Source organism: Asanoa sp. NPDC049475 (assembly GCF_040676915.1).
In the GTDB taxonomy this organism is placed as follows: Bacteria; Actinomycetota; Actinomycetes; order Mycobacteriales; family Micromonosporaceae; genus Asanoa.
On record NZ_JBFAPY010000003.1, the window covers coordinates 714,558 to 740,938 of the forward strand.

The window sequence follows — 26,381 nt, forward strand, 5'->3', positions numbered from 1 at the left end:
AGCGGGCGGGTCCGTTACCGGACCCGCCCGCTTTCGCGTGCAGGTCGCGGGCGTCGATGTGACGGTGAGTGTCCGCGTCACGAAGATTTTTGAAATAAATCGACGCGTCCCGCTTCCCTCCTGGCTCAGTAATGCTTAGTTTCCTCATTGGCCCCTTATTAGGGGTCGGTTCGTCCGTCCCCGTTACCCCCCGAGGACGGCTCCCTCATACCGGAGGTATCCACGTGCGCAAAGTCGCAGTGGGGCTGCTGGGTCTGTCGCTGGCCGCGACAACGACCAGCTTCGCGCTGAGCGGTGCGGCGCTCGGCCAGTCGCCAGTGGCGGCGGCGAAAGCCCCCACGCAGTCCGAGCCCCAACTGGTCTCGGACGAGCTGTCCAACCCGCTCGAGTCGAAGCGTCGCGAACTTCGCGACGGTGCGATCCAGGACGTCATCGCCGGCAAGGCCCAGCCGCAGATGCTCAACGGCAGCAAGGTCGTCAAGGTCGGTCAGAAGGACCTGAGCAAGGCGGCCCAGAAGCGGACCGGCAAGGCCAAGGTCGACCAGTACGTCGAGCTCCAGCGGGAGAAGTCCGACAAGATCTTCGTGATCCTGACGGAGTTCGGCAACCAGCGCCACCCGAGCTACCCGGACAAGGACATGAACCCGGCCGTGTCGGGTCCGACCACGTTCGAGGGCCCGCTGCACAACCAGATCCCGGCCCCCAACCGGGTGACCGACAACTCGACGATCTGGCAGCCCGACTTCAGCCAGGAGCACTTCCAGAAGCTGTACTTCGGGACCGGCAAGAACGACGAGTCGCTCAAGCAGTACATGGAGCAGCAGTCGTCGGGCCGCTACACCGTCGACGGCACGGTCACCAACTGGGTGAAGGTGCCTTACAATGAGGCGCGCTACGGCCGTTCCAACGACCCGGTCCGCGACGGCCAGCCCGGTGACGACCCCGCCGTCTGCACAGGCAACGTCTGCAGCAACACCTGGGCGCTGATCCGCGACGCCGCCAACGCGTGGTACAACGACCAGCTCGCCCAGGGCCGTCCGGCCGCCGAGGTCAACGCCGAGCTGAAGAGCTTCGACGAGTGGGACCGCTACGACCACGATGGCGACGGCAACTTCAACGAGCCCGACGGCTACATCGACCACTTCCAGATCGTCCACTCCGGCGGCGACCAGGCCGACGGTGACCCGCACCAGGGTGAGGACGCCATCTGGAGCCACCGCTGGGCGGCCTTCCAGGGCACCGGCCAGGGCCCGGTCGACTTCCCGATCGGTGGCGCGCAGATCGGCAACAGCGGCGTCTGGATCTACGACTACACGATCCAGCCGGAAAACGGCGGTCGCAGCGTCTTCTACCACGAGTACTCGCACGACCTCGGTCTGCCGGACGACTACGACACGACCGGCGCGGGCGACAACCCCAACGAGTACTGGACGCTGATGGCGCAGAGCCGCCTCGGCGCGAAGGGCGAGCAGTTCATCGGCGACCGCGCCGGCGACCTGGGCGCCTGGAACAAGCTCCAGCTCGGCTGGCTCGACTACGTGGTGACGCCCGCCGGAGTCAAGGACACCTGGACCCTCGGCCCGGAGGAGTACAACTCCGACAAGCCGCAGGCCCTGGTCGTTCCGCTGGGTCTCAAGGACGTCAGCCACGACGTCGGCCCCGCCGCCGACGGCACCTACCAGTGGTGGAGCGGCGACGCCGACGACCTGACCAACGCGAACGCGAACACGCTCACGCGTCAGGTCACCCTGCCCGCCGGCACGTCCACGCTGACCTTCAAGGCCCGCTGGGACATCGAGGACTGCGGTGCCGACCCGTGCGACTACGCGTACGTCGAGATCGACTCCGGCAGCGGCTTCGTGCCGATCAAGGGCAACATCGCCACGGCCACCGAGGCCGAAGGTGGCGCCGGCATCGACGGTGTCCAGGAGACGTGGACCGACGCGACGTTCGACCTGTCGGCCTTCGCCAACAAGACGGTCGGCCTGCGGTTCCGTTACGAGACCGACCCGGCCCAGCGCGGCAACGACGGCGTCGACCTGCCTAACGGCCTGTTCGTCGACAAGGTCGCGATCACCAACGGCGGCACCACGGTGTTCGCCGACGGCGATGCTGCCGGCAACATGGGCTGGACGGTCGACGGCTTCCAGAACATCACGTCGTCGTTCATCACGCAGCACCCGCACTACTACATCGCCGGTTGGCGGACCTACGTCAGCTACGACAAGTACCTGCAGTACGGCCCGTACTACTTCAACCGGCCCACCGAGGACCGCGTGGACCACTTCCCGTACCAGACGGGTTTGCTGGTCTCCTACTGGGACACCTCGCAGGGCGACAACGACGTGAGCCAGCACCCCGGTGAGGGTCTGAACCTCTACGTCGACGCCCGTCCGAAGACCCTGTACCGCCTCGACGGCCAGCCGTGGCGCACCCGGGTCCAGATCTACGACGCGCCGTTCAGCCTCCGCAAGGCCGACTCGTTCACCCTGCACCACTTCGACCAGGCCATGTACGTCCGCGGGCCGGAGGCGAACCCGCTCTTCGACGACACCAAGGACTACTTCGACGAGGCGCTGCCGAACCACGGCGTCAAGCTGCCTGCGATCGGTGTGAAGATCAAGGTTCTCGAGGAGAAGGGCACGTCCGTCAAGATCAGGGTCAACTGATCTTCGCGGGTACGCCCTGAAGCTCTTTGCGGTAGGCGCCCCCGCATCACTTCGGTGGTGCGGGGGCGTTCTATTTCCAGGAACCGGGGGTAACCCGAGAGCGTCCAAAGGAGGTGCCCGTGAAGCGCCGTCCCGTCGCCGTCGCCGCCGTGTTGCTGCTGGTCGCGTTGACGGCTGCCTGCGGCGCGCAGGGAGGAACCGCCATGCCAACGCCGCCCGCCGCGTCATCCTCGCCTGACGGGCCGGCGGTGCCGGCACCCTCGTCGGTCGCCCCCCGGGGCGGTGGCGGCACGGTGTCGCCGAGCCCTCGTCCTCCGCTTCCGCCGAAGGTCGGCCCGTCGACGCCCAGCGACTACATCGAGGGCGGCACGATCGGTGGGCGGGTGGTCAAGGGCGGGTCCGGCCCCTGCTACGCGGTCGTCAACGACGACAACCAGCGCTTCGCGTTGCACAGCGCCGCCGGGCTCACCCTCGAAGAGGGCAGCTACATCACCGCGCAGGTCGCCCCGCTGACCGCGAAGATCGACTGCGGCGAAGGCATCCCCTACGAGCTGGTCTCGTTCAAGCGTTTGTGAGCTCGACCCAGGTGAACTCGTGGTCGCAGGTCGGCCCCTCGGCGATCCCGATGCGGCGCTCGTCGAGGTCCATCAGCACCGCGTAGACCGTCTCGGACCGCTCGCCATAGACGTCCCGCTCGTCGACGTGCCGGCAGATCGCGTTCGGGTAGCTCTGATGGTCGCGCAGGATCGTCGCCAGGTCGTCTTCGGTCAGCTTGCCCGGCTCGGCCGCGGCGGTCAGCAGGCGCCTGGCCCGGGCCGCGCGGAACAGCGTGGACCCGCCGAAGTCGTTGACCAGGTCGCGCACCGGCAGCGCGGTCTCCAGGTGGTTGGCGTGCGCGAGCACCCCGGCCTCGGGGTGAAGCCAGCCCGCCACGCCCGGCACGAGCTCGAGGTCGATCAGCTCCCCGCCGGCCGGGCCGGCTTGGCCGAGCAGCAGGTTCATCGAGGCGTTGCGCGGGCTGGGCACGACAGCCTTCAGCGCGCGGCCCATGGTGTCGCTCTCGAGCGCGGCACGGAGCACCACGTGGTACGGAACGCCCGGATTGTCCTTAGTGACGCCATCGCGGTCGGTGGTCAGCATGTTGACGCAGATGCCGAGCCCGGCCGAGTTGAGGCCGGCCTTGGCGAGCATGCCGGCCTCGGTCAGCGCGACGATCCGGTGCCCGCGCTCGTCGGTCGTGTCCAGCAGGACCATCGCGCCGCGCTGGTCGGGGTGCCAGTCCCAGTTCTGCGCCATCAGCGTGTGCCCGGTGGCGGTGTGGGTGCCGAGCGCGCCGAGCACCGTGCAGCCGCCGGCGGCGCCGTCCGGCGGGGTCCCGTAGATCAACTCGGTGCGGGCGTTAACCGCGTACAGGTCACCGGCACTGACGCCCGCCCCCTCGGCGGTGGCGTCGAGCATCTCGGCGATCCGTGGGTAGAGGTTCGCGGTCTGCGCGCGGAACGTCTCGCCGGCGCTTCTCGTCGTTTCGGCGGTCAGACCCACCGCACGGAACCGGCCCGCGTAGAGGTCCAGGTTCGCGGTGATCTGGCCGCGCGCAGCCCGCCCGTACGCGAAGCCGCATTCACCCGGCGTACCACTGACGTCGACGTAAGGGACAGGCAGTGTCATACCCCTGACGGTAATCCCTTAGCCCCCGCTCCGGGAGATCTCCGGAGCCGGTCAGGGGCGCCGCTGACCTACGCTGGCCGAATGGAACCGCAGGTGGACGAGACAAGCGTGCTGGTCGACGGGCCGTGGACGCACCGGTCGGTCGGCGCCAACGGCAACCGCTTCCACGTCGTGGAGGCCGGCGCCGGGCCGCTCGTGCTGTTCCTGCACGGGTTCCCCGAGTTCTGGTGGGCGTGGCACGAGATGCTGCCAGCCGTGGCCGACGCCGGCTTCCGGGCGGTCGCGGTCGACATGCGCGGATACGGTGCGAGCGACAAGCCACCGCGGGGGTACGACGGTTTCACCATGGCGGCCGACGTGGCCGGGCTGATCCGGGCGCTCGGCGAGCGGCAGGCGACGATCGTCGGTGCCGGCTTCGGCGGGATGGTCGGCTGGGCCGCCGCGGCGTTCCACCCGAAGATGGTGCGGCGACTGGTCGTGCTCGGCGCCGCGCACCCGCTGCGGTTGCGGGCGGCCATCTTCGCTGATCCGCGCGGGCAGTTCAGCGCCGCGACGCCGACGCTGAAGTTCCAGCTGCCGCGTTACGAGCACGTGTTGGTACGCGACGGCGCCGCGATGGTCGGCGAGTTCCTGCGGCGCTGGTCCGGGCCGGCGTGGCCGTCGACGCCCGGCTTCGCCGACTACGTGGCTCGATGCCAGTCGGCGATGCGGATCCCGCAGGCGGCGTTCTGCGCGCTGGAGGGCTACCGGTGGGCGTTCCGGTCTGTGCTGCGGTTGCACGGGTACCGGTTCGTCAAGCAGATGCAGACGCCCTTGACCACGCCGACGTTGCAGCTGCACGGTGCGTTGGACACCGCCGTGCTGCCCCGTACGGCGCAGGGTTCCGGGCGTTACTGTGTCGCGCCGTACGAGTGGCGCCTCTTGGAAGGTGTCGGCCACTATCCGCACCTGGAGGCGCCGGATCTGGTGCTGGGCGAGGTGCTGCGGTGGGCGAAGTCCTGACAGGGCCTTTCCTGCCGATCAACGTGAGCCGAGACGGAGTCCAGGTGTCGTCTGGCAGTGGCCCGGGATTGCCGGGATACCGGTGTTGTATCTCGGTGATCCCGGGACGCCGCGGCTGGGCTCGTCGCAGGCCGCGTTGAGCGGCAGGAAAGGCCCTAGGCGCGGTGTTCGCGCAGGTCGGTGACCTCGTTGGCCGGCGCCCAGCCCTGGTAGACGCCGAAGTCGAAGGCCTCTAGGCCCAACGACTCGGCGATCGGGGCGCGGCCACCCGTGTACTCGACCCGCAGCCACCCGTCGTGCTCGGCCAGCACGATGAACGGCTCACCCTTCCAGGAGCAGGTGGTCCGCACGTACGCGAGCTCGGCCACGTCGGCCACCGGGACGACCCGGACGTGCCTGCCGGCGCGTACCTCGGTGAAGCCCTCGCCCGGATCCGGTTGGTAGATCCGGACCTGGTCACCGTCCGGGCTCGCGTCGTATTCGCGGTCCTGCCAACGGGCCACGTAACCGTCGCGCATCACTGGTCACCAGCCCGTTTCCAGCCGGGCGCGTCGGCGTCGAGGGTGGCGACCACCGTCTCGGAACCGTCGGCGCGGATCAGCCAGAGCTGGGCGCCATGCGGCAGCCGGGCACTGTCCACCTTGAACTCCGCGATCACGTCGGTGCCTTCGCCGGGCGCGAACCCGTTGCCGCGGAAGGGCGAGCGCTCGATGACCCAGCCCTCCATGGCCCGCATGGCGTTCTCGTTCTGACCGCCGTACGGGATGCGGTAAAGACTCGGCCGGTACGCCGGCCAGCGCAACACGTAGACCTCGGTCGAGTCGGCTGCGAACGGGCTGTTGGCGTAGCCGAGCCCGAGCGCGGTGAACAGCTGCGCCGGGGTGCGCAGGTGCGCGACCTCGGTGACCCGGTGCACGAAGCCCGAGACCCGGTCGTACCCCCGCTCCAGGTAGTAGTCGACCTGGCTCGGCGCGATCGTCTTCTGCATCATCGTCGGCAACGCCGCGTCGACGGCGGCCGGAGCGGGTTCCGGCGCCGGCGCTTCCTCCTTGGGCGCGGCCGCGACCACCGGCTCGTCGTCGCCGGCGTCGAGCCCGACCTCCGCCGCCCAGCTCGCCAGCGCGACGATCTGGGCGCCGGGTAGCTTCGCTCCCACGGGCGTGCCCGGGTTGACCGCGAACGACCAGTTCTCCTGTGGCCAGCTGTTGATCAGCCGGACGAATTTGACCGTGACCGTCTCTGTGCTCTTGTCCAGGTGTTCGGCCATCCGCTCGGCCGAGGTGAACACCACGACGTAGGGCTCGTCGTCGATGGTCTCGGTGCGCCAGACGAAGCCGTCGCTGCCGGGCTGGGCGCCGGCCCTGGACTCGGTGGATACCGGGAGCAACACGCGCGCGAGCAACAAGGTCGACAGGAACGTGTCGGTGCTGCCGGCTCCGGCGGCGGTGAGCAGGCTCTCCTCGACGTCGTTGGCCGGCTGGAAGTCGGCCGGAACGGGACCGCCCGCGGCGGCGAAGACCGACGCCTCCTGCGGTGCGACGGGCCGCTCCAACCAGGACGGTGCCGCGGTGCCGGTGGTCGGCGTGCGGTCGGTCCACGACTGCTGGGACGGGTCGGCCGAGGCTCGGCCCGCCCAGGACTGCGGGGAGCTGGTCACCGGGTTCTCGGCCGTGCCCGCGGAGGCACTGTCCGACCACGACTGTGCGGGGGCGTCGGCTGGGCTCGCCTGGGCGGCTGAGTCTTCCTGACGCGGGTCGCCTGGTTGCGCCGTCGCTCCGGGCTTCGGCTCGGCGGACCACAGGTCGACTGCGGGCGAGCCTGGGGCTGCCGTGGTCGACTGGTCGCTGGTCTGTGCCGGTTGCTGGTCCGCCCAGAGATCTGCGCGGGGACCTTCCGTGCCGGACGCCGTCTCTCTTGCCGACCACAGGTCCGCGCTGAGCGACCCTGACCCGGCGGATGGCTCCTCGGCGTTGGCCACCGGATTCGCGTCCTGCGCGGACCACAGGTCGGCAGCGGGCTTGGCCGCGGCCACCGACTGGTCGGGCTTCTGCTCGGACCACAGGTCCGCGGCAGGGCTGCCCGCAGCCACCGATTGATCCGGCTTCTGATCCGACCACAGGTCCCCAGCAGAGTTGCCCGCAGCTACCGACTCGCCCGGCTTCTGATCCGACCACAGGTCCCCAGCAGAGTTGCCCTCAGCCACCGACTGGGCCGGCTTCTGATCCGACCAGTCGCCCGCAGCAGAGTTGGCCGCAGCCGCCGGCTCGTCGGACTTCTGCCCTGACCACAGGTCCGCAGCAGGCTTCGCCGCAGCCACCGGCTCGTCGGACTTCTGCCCTGACCACAGGTCCGGCGCAGGCTTCCGCGCGGCCACCGGCTCGTCGGACTTCTGCCCGGACCGCAGGTCCGCAGCAGAGTTGGCCGCGGCCACCGGCTCGTCGGGCTTCTGCTCGGACCACAGGTCCGCTACGGACTTGGCCGCGGCGACCGACTCGTTGGGGTTCTGCTCGGACCACAGTTGACCGGCGCGGGGCACCGACTTTGCGGGTTTGTCCTGTTCGGTGGACGGTTGCCGCTCCTGCGACTGCGGTGCGGCGGTTTCGGTCTGTCCATCGGCCGCAGCCGCCCCCGTGGTTGGCTGCCGGCCCGACCACAGGTCGGTCGCACGCGCCGGCGGCTCCGCGGCGGTGGCCTCGGGTCGCTTGTGCTCTGTCCAGAGGTCCGTAGCCCGCGGCTGGTCCGGTGCTTCCCCTTCGGCACCCTGCCGACCGGACCACAGGTCGGTCGCGCGTGCCGCCGGCTCCGCCGTCTCGGACGGCTTCTGCCCCGACCACAGGTCCGTGGCTCGCGGCTGCTCCGAACCCGCCTGCGGTGCACCGTCGGCGAGCCGTTCGCTCGACCACAGGTTCGGGCCGGAACCCGGCTGCTGGGCGGTGTCGACCGACCCGCCAGACCACAGGTCTGTAGCCCGTGGCTTGTCCGCACCCAGAGGGGAGGCCCCATCCGTCGGTCCGGCGACCGGTTGCTCGCCGGACCACCGGTCGGTGGTCGGCGGCTTGTCCGAGCCCGACCGGTCGCCAGACCACAAGTCCGTGGCACGCGCCTGGTCAGACCCCGTCGTTGCCGCCGCATCGGTGGACGGATTGGCCGGCGTCCGTTGACCGGACCACAGGTCGGTAGCTCGGGGCCTCTCCGACCCGGCACCCGGCCCGCCAGCGGGTTGCTGCCCCGACCACAGGTCGGTTGCGCGTGCCGCGGGTTCGGCAGTGGCGGCCGCGTCGGGCCGTTTCTGGTCCGACCAGAGGTCGGTGGCGCGCGGAGCGGGCCTGGCGCCGGTCGCTGACTCGGTCTCCACCGGCGTCGACGGTGCTTGCCTGTCCGGCCACAGCCCCGCCACGGACGGAACCGCGCCTGCCTGCGGGTCAGCCGAGGCAGCACCCCCCGGCGTCGTGGCCGCCGGCGCGCCGGAGACGGGCTGGAAGGGTGCGGGGCTGCTAGCGGCCGACGCGTCCGAGGTGGGGTCGACCCATCGCTGCGCGGGTGCGGAGCCGCTGGCGCGGGAGGGCCACGACGGGTCGCCCGCGCCGGCAGCCGAGCCGGACGGCTGACCTGGCCGCTGTTGAGCGGCCGGCGGCTCCGTCGGTCGCGCTGAGCCGGCGGCGGAAGTCTCGGGCCAGGACTGGCCAGGAGTCCGGCGCACCGAGCCCAGGTCGGACGACGGCGTGGCTCCGGCTCCGAAGGGGCGCCCGCCCGTAGTCGAAAGGTCCGGACCCGCCGGCCCGGACTGCCGGGCAGCCCAGGAATGCGCGGGCGGCCCGTCGGGCGGCTGGGTCGTGGGTGGCGCGGGCGAGGCCGGCCACGACGGTGCCGGACGGGCTGGTGGTGTGCTGTCGGCCCAGCCGGGCGCGTCACGGTCAGCCGCCGGCCGGGGCGATGGCGATGTGGCGGACCCGTTCGGCGTACCCGCTGATGGTCCGGTCTCGTGCGGCGCGCTCGCGGCGGCGCCGTTGGCGGGCGACCAGTTCGCCTGGCGTTGGTCGTCGCGTCCGATCCTGCCCTGTTCGACCTGATCGGGTGCGCCGAAGAAGCCCCCGCCCGAGGTAGGCCGGGACTGTAGCCGCGGGGGCCGCGGCGGCCCTGTGAGCCGCGGCGGACTGGACCTCGCAGGGTCGTCGCGGAACGGTGATCGCGGCCGCATGGGCGGTGCCGGACGTTCGGACGCCTCCCGCGGCGAATCGGCGGGCTGGCGCAACGGCCGCGGCGTCTGGTCACCATGGACCACCGGGGGTGGCCAGACCGACTCGCCGTTGGCCGCGGGCCGCTGGACCTGGCGCTGCGTGGCGTCGCCCACCGGCGGAGGCGGGATCGGCGCGCGGTAGGGCTCCGGGGTGGCGTCGGCGAGCGGCGCAGGTGGGACTGGCGCCCGATAGGGCTCCGGAGTGGCGTCGGCGACGTGCCCAGGGGCGACCGGGGTCCGATAAGGCTCCGGAGTGACGTCGGCGACCTGCGCAGGCGGGAGCGGCGTCCGGTAGGGCTCCGGGACGACATCGGCGACCTGCGCAGGCGGGGCCGGCGTCCGGTAAGGCTCCGGGACGACATCGGCGATCTGCGGAGGCGGCACCGGCGGCCGATAAGGCTCCGGAGTGACGTCCGTGACCTGCGACGGCGGCACCGGCGGGCGATAGGGCTCCGGCGTCACGTCGGTCACCTGCGGCGTCGGAACGGGCCGGTAAGGCGGCGGCGCCGCGGGCGACGACGGAGTGGCATCGGTCGGCGACGGCACCCCGCCGCGCCGGCGCATCGAGGCGATCGGCGAGTCGAACCCGGGTGGCCGGGTCGGACGGTTGCGCTGCGGCGGCTCGATGCTGTCCGGCTCGAGCACGGGACCGGTCACGGCGGCGGCCCGGTCGACGAACGGAGGCTCGATGATCTCGCCCTGGACGACCTGCCCGGGAACGGACGCCCTGGCCCGAGCGCGTGCGGCGGACTCGGCGCGGTCGAGGCGGGCACGGGCACCCATGGTGCGGCCGGGCAGCTTGACGTCACCGCGCGCCAGTTGGGCGACGAACCACGCGGGCAGGTAGCCCTCGATCGGCAGGCCCGGGTTGACCGCGAGCCACCATTCGAGGTTGGGCCAGGTGGCGGCGAGGTCGTGGTAGGGCATGCGCCGCGCCGACCCGGCGTTGTCGGCCAGGCAGATGCGCAGAGCATCACCCGACGTGAAGGCGAGGACGTGCGTGCGGCCGTTGGTGGTCCACGTGCCCCAACCGACCTGTGCCCGCCCGGCGAGCGCGTCGGACGACACCGGCAACAGAAGCTCGGACCGTGCCAGGATGCGGAAGTAGAGTTCCTGGTCTCCGGCACGGAGCGCGTCTCGCATCGCGGCCTCGACCTCGGTGGCCGGTTCCCAATCGGTCACGGCCACCTCCTTCCCGGACAGGCCAGACGCATCGCGTACAACCTACAAGGTGTCGGCTAGATCACGATGTAGGGACGTCACGGGCGATCTCACCGTGCCCACCGTCGATACCCTCCCGATTCGGACCCCCAGGGCAGACCCGAAAGGTGCTCGACGAACGCCGGCTGCGCACCACGTCCCTTCGCGACCGTAGTCGCCGCCGCCTTCTCCCTGCCAATCGTCATCTTGCCAGTTGCCCAGGTCTCCGTCACCGTCCCCGCCAACGCGCGCGGACACCCTCCCGAGCCCGTCCTGGCGCCTCGAACCGGCGACCGCACGGACTCTTCGCCCGCGTGCGACCCGCCCGACCTGGCAACCAACACCGGCGTGACGCTAGCGGTAGTTGACCTCGCCGTGGATACAGATCACCCGCAACGCCGCGACCGGGTGACAAGCGGCACGGACTTTCTGGACACCACGGACCTCCGGGGCCACCGCGCGTTCACTGGAAGAGGCTGGTGTTCTTCTTCTCCGTGCTCAGGTAGTCGGCCGCGGAATCGTCCAGCGCACGCTTGATGTCGCGGAGCATGGACTGTAGGTCCGCGGAGGCGGTGCGCCAGCGGGACTGCCGTTGGTCGTACGCCTGCCTGGCCTCGCCGTCCCATGTGGCGATGAGCGGCGCGGCATCGCGTTCGAGCTGACCCAGCTGGGTGTCGAGGGTGTTCAACGCCCGTTGGATGTCGGAGCTCGCCTGCTGCAGGGCGGGAAAGTTGACGACCAGGACGTCGTCCTTCATCACATCTCTCCTCTACAACGGCAGCTGGATGCCGCGGTTGGTGGTGGCGATCCGGCTCGCGGCGTCGCCGTCCGCGGCCTCGTAGTGTCTTCCCGCGGTGCGGATCGCGCCGGCCGTCTCGCGGAGGGCGCGCTGCATCGCGGCCTGATCCTGTGACCACTGCTGTTTGACCTGCTCGAAGGAGCGGCCTCCGGCACCACGCCAAGCGGACTGCAGCACGGCGAGCTCGGCCATGAGGCTGCTCAGCATGCTTTGTAGCGTCTGGTCGACCTGCTCGAACCTGGCCGCGGTCTGCTGCATCACCGCCGCCTGGGCCTGGGTCTGGGACACCCGGACGTCACCCCGCTCTCGCGTCGAAGTTGGCGAATGTCTCGCATGCCGTCGCTGACGTTAGACCCGTGAGCACACGTTCGGTAGTCCCAAGACCACCGGCTGTGGACAACTTCTGCCTGTGGATAACCTCAGACCGGCTCCCGCGCTCGGGCAGGATCGAGGGATGCACTCTCCTCGATCAATGCCACCACCGCCGACGGCAGGCGCAGCGGCCGCACGCCGCCATAACCGAGCATCGCCAGCGTCTCCGCACCGACCACCGCATGCCGGCGGCCGCGGTCCGTGACGATGCTGACCGTTCCGGCGGGCTGGCCGCCCGGCGCGACCGCCTCCACCAGGGCGGCCCGGCCTGGCGCCACGACCACGTGGTCGACGCCGTCACCCGGTCGCGATCTGACGGCATCCGCGACATCAGGCAGGTCGGCATCGACCACCACATCGGCGACGGCGCGCTCGTCCCGCACTTCGGCACACAGCGCACGCCCGACCGACTCGAGAAGGGAAGGGGTCACGGTGGGCACGAGACCGTCGGGCACGAGATCCGGCGCCTTCGCGCTGGTGGCGAGTCGCCCCTGGCTCAGGTCCGTCGGCCGGTCCTGCCGGCCCGCCGTCAACAGCAGGTCGGCCTGCACCTGCGTGATGCCGGCGAGGCCCTCGCGCACCGCCACCACATACTGCCGCCCGCCGCCCTGACTGGTCACGACGAAGACCTCGCCGATCAACGCCGAAGGCACCCCGGTGGAAGGTTCACCCGCTCCGGCTATGCGCGGCACAGCGAGGTCGACGCCGGCCGGCAGCGCGTCGAGCAACGCCGGAGCGGCCAGCACCGGCGCGGTCGCCCAGCCGAGCGCGGTCAACGCGAGGCCCGGATCGCGTACCCGAAAACGATGCCCTTGCCAGACGAGATGCAGGGAGCCGTCCGAATGCCGTGCCAGCACTCCGCGATCACCCAGCCGCGTGCCGCCCGTCCCGGTGGCGCCGACGAGCAGGGCCGATGCCGGCCCAGGCAGAGCGCAGACGGTCCATGGTGGACCGAGCAGGCGTCCGGCCGCGGGCAACGAGTCCGGGGCGTCGGCGATGCCCAGCGTGCTGCCGCGTGGCACGCCCTCGATGGAGCGGCGCGACACCAGCACCGTCTTGGGCTGCGGCGAGCCGACCGCGAGCAGCGCCGAGGCGTAGTTGACGACCAGGTGCAGCTTGCCCTCGCGATACACGTAGCGAGCGCCGGACTCACGCTCGACGATCATCGCCGAGGTGTCACGCCATGCTGTGCCGCCGCCGTCGACGAGCGCGCCATAAACGACGAATCCGCCCAACGCGATCGCGGCGAGGAGCACTCCGGCCAAGGTCGCGCCGACCGCTCGGCGAAATGGCGGCTGCGCCGGGTCGGTCTCGTGCGTGACCAGGGCAGATACCACGCGCTGCACCATGAACTGGTGCGACTGCAACTGGTCCTGCCGCGTTGGCATCGGGACTCCCTTGTGGTCGGTGCCGGCCCTAGGATGCGGTCAGTAACCGCGCCGAATACGGACGGGAGGCTACCGCGATGACATCGATGACGGTGGACCCGTCGCGAAACACCGCGCGGTCAACTCCACAATGGAAGCGCATTCGGGCCGGCCAGGTGATCACCGCCCAGGTCGCGATCGCTCTGGTACTAGCGGCCATCGGCCGAGGCCCGCTCCTGCTCAGCGCCGCCGGCGTGGCCGCCGCCGCGACGGTCGTCGTCGCGTTTGCCCGTGTACAAGGCCGATGGCTGTTCGACTGGCTGACAGCGGGCGTCCGATACGCGACACGGCGGCGCGCGTTGCCAGCACACGCCAGCGCGGGTGAGCTGCTCCGTTTTCTGGCGCCCGACCTGGCCACAACCGACGACGGCTGCTTCCTCGACGCGGAAGGCCTGGTGGCGGTCTTCGAGTTGGCCGAGCCCGCCGTGCTGCCCGACCTAGCGGCCCTGGTCGGTCCGGTCGCCGATCCGCCGCACGCCAGGTTGGAGGTTCTGGTCGCCGCCGGCCGGCCCAGGCTGTCCGGCACTGCCGCGACCGCGTCCTACCGGCAGTTGACCCAGGACCGGGTATTGACGCAGCGGCGGACCTTCGTCGTAGTCCGGGTGGTGCGGCCGCCGGGATGGTCGGACACCGCCCTACGCCCGACGATGTCTGCTATCAGCCGGCGGATCGCCCGACGCATCGGCCCGCACCGGCGTCTCGACCGCGACGACGCGCTGGCCACCGTGGCGGAGCTCGCCCACCACGACGGCCGCCACGGCGTCGACGAACGCTGGCCCTTCGTCGCGATGGGCGGGCTATGGCAGGCCTGCTACCGGATGGCGCTGCCCGGGGCCGAGGGCGCGGCTCAGCAGGCCCGGATCGTAGCCGGACTGCTCAGCCTGCCGGCAGCCGCGACCACGGTGTCAGTAGCGGTCACCGCGGCCTCGGAGGTGCGCCTGTGCGTTCGCCTGGCCGGCGAGTCGCCACAGCATCTGGCGCACGCCGACCAAGCCCTTGGCGAGCTGGCGGCCGCCGCCCATGCGACCGTCCAGCGGCTCGACGGTGACCACCGCTTCGCGGTTGCCGAAACGCTGCCGTTCACTGGGCACTCCAGGACGCTCGGTCTGCCAACCCGCTACGCAAAAGCGGTGAGCCTGCGCCAGGGGGCTGGGCCGGCGACGCCGGGAGCGCCGGCGACGCCGGGGACGCCGGCGACGCCGGGAGCGCCGGCGACGCCGGGAGCCCCGGCGACGCCGGGGACGCCCGGCAATCCCGGTCGACCAAGGCCGAGCCCGCGCCGGCGGAGAGAGCCGAACCCACCCGAGGTCGCCGACCCGGTCGGCGACGCGCTGCCACCCGCCGGGATGATCCTGGGCTACGACCGACACGGTGTCCCGGTGGTAGCCCAGGTGTTTCGGCCGACCGGGACCCGGATGGTTGTGGTGGGAGAGCTGGCAACCGCGCAGATCCTCACGTTGCGCTCGCTGGCGCTCGGTGCCCGAATCGACGTGCGGACGCGCAGGTGGGCAGCCTGGCACGAGTTCGCCGAGGATCTCGGCGCGGCGGCCGGCACCATGACGGTGACGCCAGACGCGACGCACCTCCAGCGCTGGGCCCAATCACGCGAACCGCCGCCCAGCCAGCTACCTTCCGCAACCGACGAGGCAGGCGCGGCCCGACTACATCCTGGTCCGAGCCCGCGAGACACAGGCCAGCTCGAGATGCGCCAGCCCGCCGCCGGAAGGTACCGGCCGGATGTTGAAGGGCCAGCGACGGACTCACTAGACGCCGGACCGCGGGGAACGCCATGGGAGCCCCGGTTGACGGTTTTCGACGTTGCTACTCGTGGGACTTCGGTTCGCGGCGACCGTGTGGGCGTGGTCGGGAGTTTCGGACGCGACGTCGGCGAGAAGGCGAGCGGCGGGCACCGACGTGATCAGGGCAGCGGTCCGGTCAGGAGTCGCGAGGTCAGGCGGCACGTGCTCGAGGTCGGCTGGGAGGACGATCTCGAGGTCGAGAGCAACGCGGCGGCCGGTAGTCAGGGCATCGACCCGGACGCGAGGTGGCACGCCATGCTCACCGTGCGCGATGAGGTCACCGAGGCCGATGTCGACCTGCTGACGACCGCGGACCTGGTCGTGTTGGGCGCCCTTCCGCCGCAGGGGGCGGCAACCGCGGCCGATGCGCTCGGGTTTGCCGCCGCCGCTGACTGGCTGACTCGGATTCGGGACGACATGGTGGCGGTCGTCTGTGGCGGCAGGTTGCGGTGGGCGGTGCTGGCCGCGACGCCGGTCGAGCAGTCGTTGATCGGTGCACCGAGCGACGTCGATGGGTCGCAGCACGTGACCAGGGCTGGAAACTCACTGTGAGGGGGCGACTAGCGGCGATCTCCATGGCACTATGCCGCGCATGGGTTTCATGAAAGGTGTTCTTGTCAGGCTGCTGGCCACGGCGTTCGCGTTCTGGCTGGCGACTCTGATCATTCCCGGCATCACGCTGGACACCGACTCGACCGGGCAGGTCGTGCTGACCGTTCTGCTGGTCGCGGTGATTTTCGGTGTGGTGAACGCCGTGCTGCAGCCGATCATCAAGACGCTCGGGTGCGGGCTTTACATCCTGACTCTCGGGCTGATCGCCATCGTGGTCAACGCGTTGCTGTTCATGTTGACCGGGTGGATCGCCGAGCAGGTCGATCTGCCGTTCGAGGTCGAGAGCTTCTGGCCCGCGGCGGTGCTGGGCGCGCTGTTCGTGAGCCTCGTCACCTGGGTCCTCGGCCTGATCTTCGATCGCGACTGATCCCGCCAGCAAAAGCGACGAAAGCGGCCCCTGCCGGGGCCGCGGGCACGGCATTGGCCCGCGACCGCATATCGGTCGCGGGCTAACGTCGGCTGTGTGGATACGACCACCAGGGACAGCGCGCGCACGACCGAACCCGTGAACAGCGAGGGCACAACGACGCCGCGCACCCTGGACACCGCACGAACCGCCGCGCCGACCGCTGAACGGACCGAAGCACCGACCGTCGAGGGAACCGCGACAGCATCCGCTGGCAGCGCCCCGATTCCGGTCTGGAAAGAGGTCCGTGGCGAGCATCTGCTCTCCTCCGACCCCAGCCTCATCGACGTCGACCGCGTGTTCCACTGGCTCTCGACCGACTCCTACTGGGCCGCCAACCGCCCCCGCGACATCGTCGAGCGCTCCCTCGAACACTCCGTGGTCCTTGGCGTCTACCGCGAACAGACCCAGGTCGCCTTCGCGCGGGTCGTCACCGATCGGGCGACCTTCGGCTGGTTGTGCGACGTCTACGTCGACCCCGCCGAGCGCGGCCACGGCCTCGGCACCTGGCTCGCCGAGACCGCCCGTGACCTGCTCGCCGACATCGGCGTGCTCCGGATCATCCTCGCGACGCTGGACGCGCACGGGGTCTACGCCAAGGCCGGCTTCGAGCCCGTCGCCCGGCCGGACCGGTGGATGGAGATCGACCGGCGGAACACCCCATGACCGAACTGCGCAAGGGATACCTGTTCGGCCTCGGCGCGTACCTCCTCTGGGGGTTCATGCCGATCTACATCAAACAACTGCACCAGGCCGGCTCCGTCGAGATCCTCGCCCACCGCGTCGTCTGGTCGGTCGTGCTGGTCGCGCTTCTCCTGGCGGCGCTGCGCAGAGGCAAGCAACTGGTAGCCCTGCTCAAGCGACCGCGCGCCCTCGCCGCCATCGCCTTCGCCGCGACGCTTCTCGCGGTCAACTGGTGGATGTACATCTACGGCGTCAACAGCGACCGCGTCGTCGAGACCGCCCTCGGCTACTTCATCAACCCGCTGGTCACGGTCGTGCTCGGCGTCACCGTGCTGCGGGAGCGCCTCAGGCCGCTCCAGTGGCTCGCCGTCGGCATCGGCGCCGGCGCCGTCGCGGTGCTCACCATCGACTACGGCCGACTCCCGTACATCGCGCTGACCCTGGCGGTCAGCTTCGGCGGCTACGGCCTCGTGAAGAAGCGGCTCAGGCTGGCCGCCGCGGAGGGGCTGCTGGTCGAGTCCGGCGTGCTCGCGCTGCCGAGCCTCGCCTACCTGCTCTACCTGACCAGCACCCCGACGAGCACCTTCGGCGACGACGCCCACATCACGATCCTGCTCGTCCTGGCCGGCGCCGTGACCGCGATCCCGCTGCTGTTCTTCGCCGGCGCCGCCAACCGGATCCCGCTGACCGCGCTCGGGATCCTCCAGTACCTCACGCCGATCCTCCAACTGGCGCTCGGCGTCTTCCTCTACCACGAGCCCATGCCGCCGGCCCGGCTCGCCGGCTTCGCGCTCGTCTGGCTCGCCCTGATCGTCTTCACCGCCGACGGCCTCCGCACCGCACGACGCACGGCCCGCGCCAACAGGGAGCTCGCGGGAGCCACGATCTAGGGCACGTCGTACGCGAGCAGCGCCGTCCCGTCGTACCGCGTCAGCTCCAACCGCACCAGCTCACGCCCGGTGAACCGCGTCGCGCCGTTCATCTCGACCGTCTCGCCCGCGGCCGCCACCCACGAGCCGACCTGCTCCTTGGCCCCGTCGGCGCCGTACGCCACGAGCCGGAACGTCCACGACTTCGAGCTGTCCCCACCGGCCTTGTACGTGCACCGCATGTCGATCTCGGTGCCCCACTTGACGCCGTTGATGCCGATCTCCGCGGTCACCGGCACCGTGTTGCCCACGGGCTGCATCGCGACCAGCTTGCCGGTGACCTGCGTGCCCCGGGCAGCGCTGACCGTGCCGGCGTTGGAGCGACCGCCGAACCAGCCGGCCTCCACACCCGCGACCCCGACTCCGACCACCGCGGCGAGGCCGGCCGCGACCAGCACCGCGCCGACGGTCCGACGGCGGCGAGCCCGAAGGGCGCGGCGCCGCTCGTCGCCGACCCGGGTCAGCAGCCCGGGCAGCCGGTCCGGCTGGGGCGCCGCCGAGGACGGGTCCAACAGAGCGGGGTCGGCCAGCCGCCCGAGCAGTCCGGGCAGCACGGCGATCTCCGCGACCGCTTCCCGGCACTCCGGGCAGCCGGCCAGGTGGCGTTCGTACTCGGCGCGCTCGCTCGGCGACAGGGCACCCAGAACGTAGGCGCCGTCGTCGAGCGCGTGCGGGCAGTTGGTCACTGGGTCACCCCCATCTCCTCCAGTACGAGGCGCAACGACCGCAGCGCGTAGTGCGTGCGGGACTTCACCGTGCCGGGTGGCACGCCGAGCCGGGCGGCCGCCTCGGACACCGAGCGTCCTTGGTAGAAACACTCGACGAGGACGTCGCGATGCGCGGCTGACAAGCGGCCCAACGCCTCGGCGACCGTCCACGCCTCCACCGCCCGGTCGGCCTCGTCGACCTCGGGCGGCGGCTCGGGCAGGTCGTCGGTCACCACCTCGCCGACCCGCGACGTCCGCCGGCGCCACGCGTCGATGGCGAGGTGTCGTGCGGTCGTGAACAGCCACGCCCGCACGGAGCCGCGCTCCGGGTCGAGCGCCTCCGGATGGCGCCAGGCCCGCAGCATCGTCTCCTGCACCAGGTCTTCGGCCCGTTGCCGGTCGCCGCTCACCAGCCGCAGCGCGTGCGCGAAGAGCGCGTCTCCGTGCTCTTCGTTGAGCGCGCGCAGCAGCTCAGCGTCGTCGTCGGCCAAGCTCCCGGCCTCCCCTGGTCTGTGTCCACCCGAGTGCACGTACGGGAGGCGGCAGCGGTTCAGCCGTTTCCGTTTTCCGGTGCACCCAACGCGTCAGAGACCGTGCGGGCGACCGCCAGCAGCTTCGCCCGGACCACGCGGGCCGACGTCATCATCTCGGCGGCCGGCAACGCGCAGGCGAGCACCACCCGCCGCTCCATGTCGCGGTCGGGCGAGACGATGACCGCGGCGCAGGCCACGCCGGGTCGGTACTGCCCCATCTCGAGGTGCATGCCGCGGCGCTCGCCGGCGGCCAGGTCGCTCTCGAACGCCTCGGTCGTCGTCAGCGTCTGCTGCGTGAACGGCCGCATGCCGTATTCCCGGAGGTAGCGGAACCGCTGATCGGGCGTCAGCGTGGCCAGCAGGGCCTTCCCCAGCGCCGTCGCGTGCGCTCCCTCGTCGAAACCAGGGACCATCTCCTCCAGGTACGGTGACCGCGGTCCCTCCGCCGACGCGGTGATGGCGACCTGCCCGCCGACGAATCGGCCGAGGAAATGGCTGTAGCCGGTGTCGACGGCCGCCTTGCGCAGCGCGTCACCGACCGCGGGCGGCCCACGGAACGCGGCCACGAGCTCGCGATAACGATCGGCGACCTCGAGCCCGACGATGTAGGTGCCGTCCTCCCGACGGATGACGTAGCCCTCGTAGGCCAGCGTCCGCACGAGGTGATAGGTAGTCGCGACGGTGAGCTCGCACCGGCGGGCGACCTGTTTGACGGTGAGCCCTTTCGGCGCTCGACCCACCGCTTCCAGCACGCGTAGGGCGCGGGACACGCTGCGGATCAGATCCGATGGTTCTGCCAGAGGGTCGCGCACACCCACCTCCGCGGGCCGGGGCTTACACCATATGAAAAAGCTCCCGTCCGCGAAATGCCTGTTGGTATCGAGAACGCCAAATTTCTCGACACGGAGCGTCAATGCGCCCGATACGCGGAGTTTCCTCTACTCGCTCTGTCGGACAGCTGACCGATCAAGAGCAAGATCAAGATGTCCCGGGTTCGCGGTGGACCTGACCGTCGCTCCCGCCGGAGACCGCTCGCTGACGCGTCGCTGCCAGCCTCGCCGTCGGTCACCGGCCCTTTACTGTCAGCGCGACGGGCAGCGGCTCCGCCAAGGCGGCAACCGCCGCGGGTGCGGCCGCCAACAAGCCCGCGACCGCCGCCAAGCCGGCGGTCAGCCGGTGCGGTCCGCGATGAAGTCGCAGAGCGACTCCAAAGCCGCGCGGGTCGGGTTGTCAGGCAACGGCGCGAGCCGCTCCCGCGCCTCCTCCGCATAACTGCGCACGGTCTCCCGAGCCTGCTTCATCGCCGAGGACTCGCGAAGCAGGCACAGTGCCTCGGCGTGCAGGTCGTCGTCCGTGACCGGGCCGGCGGCCAGGATCTCGCGCAGCCGCGCGGCCGCCGGGGACGTGTCGTCCGAGGCCTGCGCGAACAGCACCGGCAGCGTCGGCACACCCTCGCGCAGGTCGGTGCCGGGCGTCTTGCCGCTCTGCTCCGACTCGGACGCGATGTCGAGCAGGTCGTCGGAGAGCTGGAACGCGATGCCCATCTTCTCGCCGTAGCGGGCCAGCGCCTCCGTGGCCTCCGGACCCGCGCCGCCGAACATGCCGCCGAACCGGGCCGAGGTCGCGATCAGCGAGCCGGTCTTCTCCGCCAGCACGTCGAGGTAGTGCGCGACCGGGTCCATACCGGACCGCGGACCGACCGTCTCGGCGATCTGCCCGTGCACGAGCCGGGCGAACGTGCGCGCCTGCAGCCGGACGGCCTCGGTGCCCAGGTCGGCGGCCAGATCGGCGGCCCGGGCGAACAGGTAGTCGCCCACCAGGATCGCCACGGAGTTGGTCCACCGCGAGTTCGCACTGCGCACGCCGCGCCGCACGGGCGCCTCGTCCATCACGTCGTCGTGGTAGAGCGTCGCCAGGTGCGTCAGCTCCATCACCACCGCGGCCGGCACCACCATGGGCGCCGTCGGGTCACCGAACTGCGCGCCGAGGGCGACCAGCAGCGGCCGGAACCGCTTGCCGCCCGCCTCGACGAGATGCCGCGCCGCTTCCGTGACCATCGGGTCGGCACTCGTCACGCACGCACGCAACTCGTCTTCGACCGCGGCCAGGACCTCACGCGCCGACGCCTCGACCTCTGGATCGACGAAGTCGAGCCCGATCGACGTCAGCTCTTGCGCCCCCCTCACCACGTAACCCACGATGCCACACCGCGAAATCGACTCAGCGCGCGGAGGTACCCGGCCAGCACCGGCGTGGCAACCCAAAAAAGCAGGTGGGGGCCGCGAAAGCGACCCCCACCCAAGGAAACCGGGATTATCGGATGAACTGCCCAGCGGTGTCGGACAGGTTGAGCAGGGGTGCCGGCGCCACACCGAGCACCAGCGTCGCGGCCACACCGATCACCAGAGCCGCCGCGGTCAGCGCACCGGGCACGGCGATCGTCGGCGTGGTCTCACCCGGCTCGGAAAGCCACATCATGACCACCACGCGCAGGTACGGGAACGCGAGGATCATGCTCGTGACGACACCGGCGATCACCAGCCAGGTCTGCCCACCGTCCAGCGCCGCACCGAACACGGCGAACTTGCTGATGAAGCCGCTGGTGAGCGGGATGCCGGCGAAGGCCAGCAGGATGAACGTGAAGACACCCGCGAACACCGGCGAGCGGCGGCCCAGGCCGGCCCAGCGGGACAGGTGGGTGGCCTCCCCGTCGGCGTCGCGCACCAGCGTCACCACCGCGAAGGCGGCGATCACCGTGAAGCCGTACGCCACGAGGTAGAACATCGTGCTCGAGATGCCCTCCCGGACCCCGGCGAGCACACCGACGAGCAGGTAGCCGGCGTTGGCGATCGACGAGTAGGCCAGCAGCCGCTTGAGGTCGGTCTGCGTGACCGAGAGCACCGCGCCGACCAGCATGGTCAGGATCGCGATCGCGCCGAGCACCGGGGTGAAGTCCCAGCGCGCACCGTCGAACGCGACGTAGAGGATCCGGAGCAGGGCACCGAACGCGGCGACCTTGGTGCAGGCCGCCATGAAGCCGGTGACCGGGGTCGGCGCGCCCTGGTAGACGTCCGGCGTCCACACGTGGAACGGCGCCGCGGCCGCCTTGAAGAGCAGGCCGATCGCGATCATCGCCAGGCCGGCGAAGAGCAGCGCGCGGTTGGCCGGGGAAGCGGTCGCCGCGGCGTGGATGGTGGCGAAGTCGACGCCGCCAGCCTGCCGCCCCGGGGCCGCCTCCACCGACGCCGTGAAGCCGTAGACCAGCGCGACACCGAACAGGAAGAACGCCGACGCGTACGCGCCGAGCATGAAGTACTTGAGCGCGGCCTCCTGGCTGACGAGGCGCCGGCGGCGAGCCAGCGCGCACATCAGGTAGAGCGGCAGCGAGAGCACCTCGAGCGCGATGAACATCGTCAGCAGGTCGTTCGCCGAGACGAAGAGCATCATGCCGAAGATGGCGAACGTGGCCAACGGGTAGACCTCGGTGGCGCCGTCGGCCCGGGCCGCCTGCTTGCGGTCCTCCTCGGAGCCCACCGTGATCGCGGCCTGGGCGACGAACGGGCCGCCCTTCTCCAGCGACCGCTCACCGATCAGCAGCACCGCCATGATGGCCAGCACGATGATCGAGCCCTGCAGGAACAGCGCCGGACCGTCGACCGCGATCGCGCCGCCGGCCGTCACCACCCGCGTCTCCGCCTGGGTGACCAGAACGACCAGGGCCGCGACCAGACCGGCCAGCGCCAGCACGAGCTGGGTCAGGTGGCGGCTGCGCTTCGGCACGAACGCCTCGACGAGGACACCGAGCGCCGCCACGCCGAACATGATGAGGAGCGGCGCTATCGCGGCGTAGTCGATGCCGGGGAACTTGATCGTCATTTGACTGCTGCCTCCGTGGTGGTGCCGGAGATGGGGGCCGGATCCGACTTGCCCACGTCTTGCATGGTGGCCTGGACGGCCGGGTTGATCACGTCGGTCACCGGCTTCGGGTAGAAGCCGAGGAACAGGATCAGCAGGATCAGCGGTGCGACCACGAGCTTCTCCCGCACCGTCAGGTCACGGCGCATGCGTGGCTCTTCGAGCAGCGCCGGGTTCAGGTTGCCCTGCGTCGTCCGCTGCACCATCCAGAGCACGTACGCGGCCGCCAGGATGATGCCGAGCGTCGCGATCACCGCCACCGGCTTGTTGACGGTGAAGGTGCCGATCAGCACCAGGAACTCCGAGACGAACGGCGCCGTGCCGGGCAGGGCCAGCGAGGCCAGACCGGCGAAGAACAGCACGCCGGCCAGCACCGGCACGAGCTTGCCGGCGCCGCCGAAGTCGCGGATGTTCTGGGAACCGCGGCGGGCGACCAGCATGCCGACCACGAGGAACAGCAGGCCGGTGGCCAGGCCGTGGTTGAGCATGTAGAGCACCGCGCCGGTGCCGGCCTGGGTGGTGAACGCGAAGATGCCCACGCCGATGAAGCCGAAGTGCGCGATCGACGTGTACGACACCAGCCGCTTGAGGTCGTTCTGGCCGATCGCCAGCAGCGCCGCGTAGATGATGCCGATCACCGCCAGCGCGATCGCCCACGGTGCGAACCAGCGCGACGCCTCCGGGAAGAGCGGCAGGCAGTAGCGCAGGATGCCGAACGTGCCGACCTTGTCGAGCACGCCGACCAGCAGCGCGGCGGCACCCGCGGGGGCTGCGCCACCGGCGTCCGGCAGCCAGGTGTGGAACGGGAAGAACGGCGCCTTGATGGCGAAGGCGATGAAGAAGCCCAGGAACAGCCAGCGACCGGTGTTGGTGGCGAAGTCGCTGTTGGTCAGCGCCACCCAGTCGAAGGTGTGTCCGCCGACCACCCACAGGCCGATCACCGCGGCCAGCATGAACAGGCCGCCGACCAGCGAGTACAGGAAGAACTTGACGGCCGCGTACTGCCGCTGGTGCCCGCCGAAGCTGCCGATCAGGAAGTACATCGGGACGAGCATGACTTCGAAGAACACGTAGAACAGGAAGACGTCGGCGGCAGCGAAGACGCCGATCATCGTGAACTCGAGGACCAGCAGCAGCGCGAAGTACGTCGGGATGCTGCGCCGGCTCTTGTCGGCGTCGTGCCACGAGGCCAGGATCACGATCGGCACCAGCACCGTGACCATCAGCAGCATGACCAGCGCGATGCCGTCGACCGCGAAGGTGAACCGGGCGTCCCAGGTCGGGATCCACTGGTACGACTCGCGGAGCTGGAGCCGCTCGCCGCCCGCGCTGAAGGCGATCCACATGACCACCGACAGCACGAAGACCACCAGCGACCAGGCCAGGGCGACGAGCTTGGCGAGCTCCGGCTTGGACTTGGGCAGGCACCAGACGACGATCGCTCCGAGGAGCGGCAACCCCGTCAGCACCGTTAGGTACGGGAAGTCCTGCATCGCTAGCTCAGCCATCCCATCTGCACGGCGACGAACGCGGCGACCACGAGCAGCGCGCCGGCCATCATTGACATCGCATACGACCGGACGAAGCCGGTCTGCAGCCGGCGCAACCGGCCGGAGCCGCCGCCGACCGCGGCCGCGAGGCCGTTGACCGCGCCGTCGATGCCCCGGTTGTCGAAGAAGACCAGCGCGCGGGTCAGGAAGATGCCGGGCTTCTCGAAGACGATCTCGTTGAAGGCGTCGGCGTAGAGGTTGCGGCGGGCCGCGGTGACGACCACACCGGCCGGCTGCTCGACGATCGCGGTGCCGCGGCGGAACAGCAGGTAGGCCAGGCCGATGCCGGCGAACGTGAGCACCAGCGAGAGCGCGGTGATCAGCCCGTGTGACATGACCGGGTGCAGGCCCTCGGCCTCGGGCGGCAGCGGCGGCTCGAGCCACTTGGCGACCGGGGTGGCCATCAGGCCACCGGCGATCGCCGAGCCGATCGCGAGCAGCACCAGAGGTCCGACCATGATCGGTGGCGACTCGTGCGGGTGGTCGATGTCCTCGGTCCACCGCTTGGGTCCGAGGAAGGTGAGCACCCAGAGCCGCGTCATGTAGAACGCGGTGAGCCCGGCGCCGAGCAGCGCGGCCCAGCCGTACAGCCAGGCGGTCCAGCCCTCCCGCTCGAAGGCGGCGACGATGATCGGCTCCTTGGTGAAGAAGCCGGAGAAGCCCGGGAAGCCCACGATCGCCAGCCAGCCCGCGGTGAACGTGCCGAACGTCCACGGCATCAGCTTCCACAGCCCGCCGAAGCGGCGGATGTTGACCTGGTCCTTCATGCCGTGCATGACCGAGCCGGCACCGAGGAACATGTTGGCCTTGAAGAAGCCGTGCGCGAGCAGGTGGATGATCGCCAGCGCGTACGCTCCGCCGCCCAGGCCGACGCCGAGGAACATGTAGCCGATCTGCGAGACCGTCGACCAGGCCAGCACGCGCTTGATGTCGTCCTTGGCCGCACCGATGATGCAGCCGATCAACAGCGTGAGCGCGCCGACGCTGACCACGACGGTCTGCAGCACCTCGTTGGCCGAGAAGATCGCGTTGGACCGGGCGATCAGGTAGACGCCCGCGGTCACCATCGTGGCCGCGTGGATCAGGGCCGAGACCGGCGTCGGGCCCTCCATCGCGTCCGGCAACCACGCCTGCAGCGGGAACTGGCCGGACTTGCCGGTCGCGCCGAGCAGGAGCAGCAGGCCCATCAGCAGCACGACGGTCGACGACAGGCCGCCGACGCCGTTGAACACGTCCTCGTAGTTCGTCGAGCCGAGGTACGCGAACATCGTGAAGATCGCGATGACCAGGCCGGCGTCGCCGACGCGGTTCATCAGGAACGCCTTCTTGCCCGCGGTCGCCGCGGCCGGACGCGTGTACCAGAAGGAGATCAGCAGGTACGACGCCAGGCCGACGCCCTCCCAGCCGAGGTAGAGCATCACGTAGTTGTTGCCGAGAACCAGCAGCAACATCGCGGCGGCGAAGAGGTTGAAGTAGCCGAAGAAGGTGTGCCGGCGGTCGTCGTGCGCCATGTAGCCGACCGCGTACAGGTGGATCAGGAAACCCACACCCGTGATCAGCAGGCAGAAGACGGCGGCCAGCGGGTCGAACAGCAGACCGATGTCAACCTTGAGGTTGCCGACCGAGATGAACTCCCACAGGTTGCGCTCCACCTCCCGGTTGGGCTGGTCGCGCAGCGAGAAGAAGTAGATCAACGTCAGCACGAAGGCGGAGCCGATGGCCGCTGTGCCGAGCCAGTGCGCGAACTTCGCGCTCCGCCGCCCGAGCAGCAGGATGACCGCCGCGCTCACCAGCGGGATGGCGATGAGCAGCCATACGCTGCCCAGTACGCCCGTCGCGTGGGCGTACTCGATCGTCTGTTCCACGAATGCG

20 protein-coding genes are annotated in these 26,381 nt (G+C 70.5%); 7 read left to right on the forward strand and 13 right to left on the reverse strand.

What is annotated here, in order from left to right; genetic code table 11:
* Window positions 1–287 precede the first annotated feature (287 nt).
* Window positions 288–2,669, forward strand: a complete 2,382-nt coding sequence (locus AB0J88_RS14535) for an immune inhibitor A domain-containing protein (RefSeq protein WP_364346080.1) — start codon at window positions 288–290, stop codon at window positions 2,667–2,669.
* Between the two features lie 119 nt (window positions 2,670–2,788).
* On the forward strand, window positions 2,789–3,244 hold the full coding sequence (locus AB0J88_RS14540; RefSeq protein ID WP_364344865.1) for a hypothetical protein: 456 nt from the start codon (window positions 2,789–2,791) through the stop codon (window positions 3,242–3,244).
* Here AB0J88_RS14540 and AB0J88_RS14545 read toward each other — a convergent pair.
* Window positions 3,231–4,337: a C45 family peptidase gene (locus tag AB0J88_RS14545; protein ID WP_364344862.1), complete on the reverse strand. Its 1,107-nt coding sequence runs from the start codon at window positions 4,335–4,337 to the stop codon at window positions 3,231–3,233. The two genes, AB0J88_RS14540 and AB0J88_RS14545, sit on opposite strands and share 14 nt — an antisense overlap.
* A gap of 81 nt (window positions 4,338–4,418) precedes the next feature.
* On the opposite strand from AB0J88_RS14545, the gene AB0J88_RS14550 reads away from it, so the two are divergent.
* Window positions 4,419–5,339: an alpha/beta hydrolase gene (locus tag AB0J88_RS14550; RefSeq protein ID WP_364344859.1), complete on the forward strand. Its 921-nt coding sequence runs from the start codon at window positions 4,419–4,421 to the stop codon at window positions 5,337–5,339.
* A gap of 155 nt (window positions 5,340–5,494) precedes the next feature.
* Here the strand turns inward: AB0J88_RS14550 and AB0J88_RS14555 are convergent, their stop codons facing one another.
* The 5 genes from AB0J88_RS14555 to eccB all read right to left on the reverse strand — a co-directional run bounded on the left by AB0J88_RS14555 (window position 5,495) and on the right by eccB (window position 13,335).
* Window positions 5,495–5,860, reverse strand: a complete 366-nt coding sequence (locus AB0J88_RS14555) for a hypothetical protein (protein ID WP_364344856.1) — start codon at window positions 5,858–5,860, stop codon at window positions 5,495–5,497.
* Window positions 5,857–10,758, reverse strand: coding sequence for an SseB family protein (locus tag AB0J88_RS14560; RefSeq protein ID WP_364344853.1), 4,902 nt, complete (start codon window positions 10,756–10,758; stop codon window positions 5,857–5,859). The genes AB0J88_RS14555 and AB0J88_RS14560 overlap by 4 nt, the downstream gene beginning before the upstream one ends.
* 481 nt (window positions 10,759–11,239) lie before the next feature.
* Window positions 11,240–11,533: a WXG100 family type VII secretion target gene (locus AB0J88_RS14565; RefSeq protein ID WP_364344850.1), complete on the reverse strand. Its 294-nt coding sequence runs from the start codon at window positions 11,531–11,533 to the stop codon at window positions 11,240–11,242.
* Between the two features lie 12 nt (window positions 11,534–11,545).
* Entirely contained in the window at window positions 11,546–11,863 is a 318-nt protein-coding gene (locus AB0J88_RS14570) for a WXG100 family type VII secretion target (protein ID WP_364344847.1), read from the reverse strand.
* Window positions 11,864–11,994: 131 nt separating this feature from the next.
* On the reverse strand, window positions 11,995–13,335 hold the full coding sequence (gene eccB / locus AB0J88_RS14575; protein WP_364344844.1) for a type VII secretion protein EccB: 1,341 nt from the start codon (window positions 13,333–13,335) through the stop codon (window positions 11,995–11,997).
* Window positions 13,336–13,412: 77 nt separating this feature from the next.
* Between eccB and AB0J88_RS14580 the strand changes: the two genes are divergently transcribed.
* The 4 genes from AB0J88_RS14580 (at window position 13,413) to rarD (ending at window position 17,765) form a co-directional block, all read left to right on the forward strand.
* Complete coding sequence (locus AB0J88_RS14580; RefSeq protein ID WP_364344841.1) at window positions 13,413–15,725, forward strand: hypothetical protein; 2,313 nt, start codon at window positions 13,413–13,415, stop codon at window positions 15,723–15,725.
* Between the two features lie 40 nt (window positions 15,726–15,765).
* Window positions 15,766–16,152: a phage holin family protein gene (locus AB0J88_RS14585; protein WP_364344838.1), complete on the forward strand. Its 387-nt coding sequence runs from the start codon at window positions 15,766–15,768 to the stop codon at window positions 16,150–16,152.
* A 264-nt stretch (window positions 16,153–16,416) separates the two neighbouring features.
* Entirely contained in the window at window positions 16,417–16,857 is a 441-nt protein-coding gene (locus AB0J88_RS14590) for a GNAT family N-acetyltransferase (RefSeq protein ID WP_364346078.1), read from the forward strand.
* A complete protein-coding gene (rarD, locus tag AB0J88_RS14595; RefSeq protein WP_364344835.1) occupies window positions 16,854–17,765 on the forward strand; it encodes an EamA family transporter RarD in 912 nt (303 codons plus the stop codon). Before AB0J88_RS14590 ends, rarD begins: the two co-directional genes overlap by 4 nt.
* On the opposite strand, the gene AB0J88_RS14600 is transcribed toward rarD, so the two are convergent.
* The 7 genes from AB0J88_RS14600 to nuoL form a co-directional block, all read right to left on the reverse strand.
* A complete protein-coding gene (locus tag AB0J88_RS14600; RefSeq protein WP_364344832.1) occupies window positions 17,762–18,490 on the reverse strand; it encodes a zf-HC2 domain-containing protein in 729 nt (242 codons plus the stop codon). The two genes, rarD and AB0J88_RS14600, sit on opposite strands and share 4 nt — an antisense overlap.
* Entirely contained in the window at window positions 18,487–18,981 is a 495-nt protein-coding gene (locus AB0J88_RS14605) for a sigma-70 family RNA polymerase sigma factor (RefSeq protein ID WP_364346076.1), read from the reverse strand. The genes AB0J88_RS14600 and AB0J88_RS14605 overlap by 4 nt, the downstream gene beginning before the upstream one ends.
* Window positions 18,982–19,061: 80 nt before the next feature.
* Window positions 19,062–19,856, reverse strand: a complete 795-nt coding sequence (locus AB0J88_RS14610) for an IclR family transcriptional regulator C-terminal domain-containing protein (protein WP_364344829.1) — start codon at window positions 19,854–19,856, stop codon at window positions 19,062–19,064.
* Between the two features lie 357 nt (window positions 19,857–20,213).
* Window positions 20,214–21,230 (reverse strand): polyprenyl synthetase family protein, encoded by a 1,017-nt coding sequence (locus tag AB0J88_RS14615; RefSeq protein ID WP_364344826.1) that lies wholly within the window; start codon window positions 21,228–21,230, stop codon window positions 20,214–20,216.
* Between the two features lie 127 nt (window positions 21,231–21,357).
* Window positions 21,358–22,920 carry an NADH-quinone oxidoreductase subunit NuoN gene (nuoN, locus tag AB0J88_RS14620; RefSeq protein ID WP_364344823.1) on the reverse strand — a complete coding sequence of 521 codons (1,563 nt, stop codon included), beginning with the start codon at window positions 22,918–22,920 and terminating at the stop codon, window positions 21,358–21,360.
* A complete protein-coding gene (locus AB0J88_RS14625) occupies window positions 22,917–24,452 on the reverse strand; it encodes an NADH-quinone oxidoreductase subunit M (RefSeq protein ID WP_364346074.1) in 1,536 nt (511 codons plus the stop codon). The genes nuoN and AB0J88_RS14625 overlap by 4 nt, the downstream gene beginning before the upstream one ends.
* A gap of 2 nt (window positions 24,453–24,454) precedes the next feature.
* Entirely contained in the window at window positions 24,455–26,374 is a 1,920-nt protein-coding gene (gene nuoL / locus AB0J88_RS14630; RefSeq protein WP_364344820.1) for an NADH-quinone oxidoreductase subunit L, read from the reverse strand.
* Window positions 26,375–26,381: the final 7 nt, after the last annotated feature.

Coding starts and splice junctions, on each gene's coding strand:
- eccB (WP_364344844.1), bottom strand. CDS start 13,335: ATGCCAACGCGGCAGGACCAGTTGCAGTCGCACCAGTTCATGGTGCAG.
- AB0J88_RS14545 (WP_364344862.1), bottom strand. CDS start 4,337: ATGACACTGCCTGTCCCTTACGTCGACGTCAGTGGTACGCCGGGTGAA.
- nuoN (WP_364344823.1), bottom strand. CDS start 22,920: ATGACGATCAAGTTCCCCGGCATCGACTACGCCGCGATAGCGCCGCTC.
- AB0J88_RS14565 (WP_364344850.1), bottom strand. CDS start 11,533: ATGAAGGACGACGTCCTGGTCGTCAACTTTCCCGCCCTGCAGCAGGCG.
- AB0J88_RS14625 (WP_364346074.1), bottom strand. CDS start 24,452: ATGCAGGACTTCCCGTACCTAACGGTGCTGACGGGGTTGCCGCTCCTC.
- AB0J88_RS14580 (WP_364344841.1), top strand. CDS start 13,413: ATGACATCGATGACGGTGGACCCGTCGCGAAACACCGCGCGGTCAACT.
- AB0J88_RS14550 (WP_364344859.1), top strand. CDS start 4,419: ATGGAACCGCAGGTGGACGAGACAAGCGTGCTGGTCGACGGGCCGTGG.
- AB0J88_RS14585 (WP_364344838.1), top strand. CDS start 15,766: ATGGGTTTCATGAAAGGTGTTCTTGTCAGGCTGCTGGCCACGGCGTTC.
- rarD (WP_364344835.1), top strand. CDS start 16,854: ATGACCGAACTGCGCAAGGGATACCTGTTCGGCCTCGGCGCGTACCTC.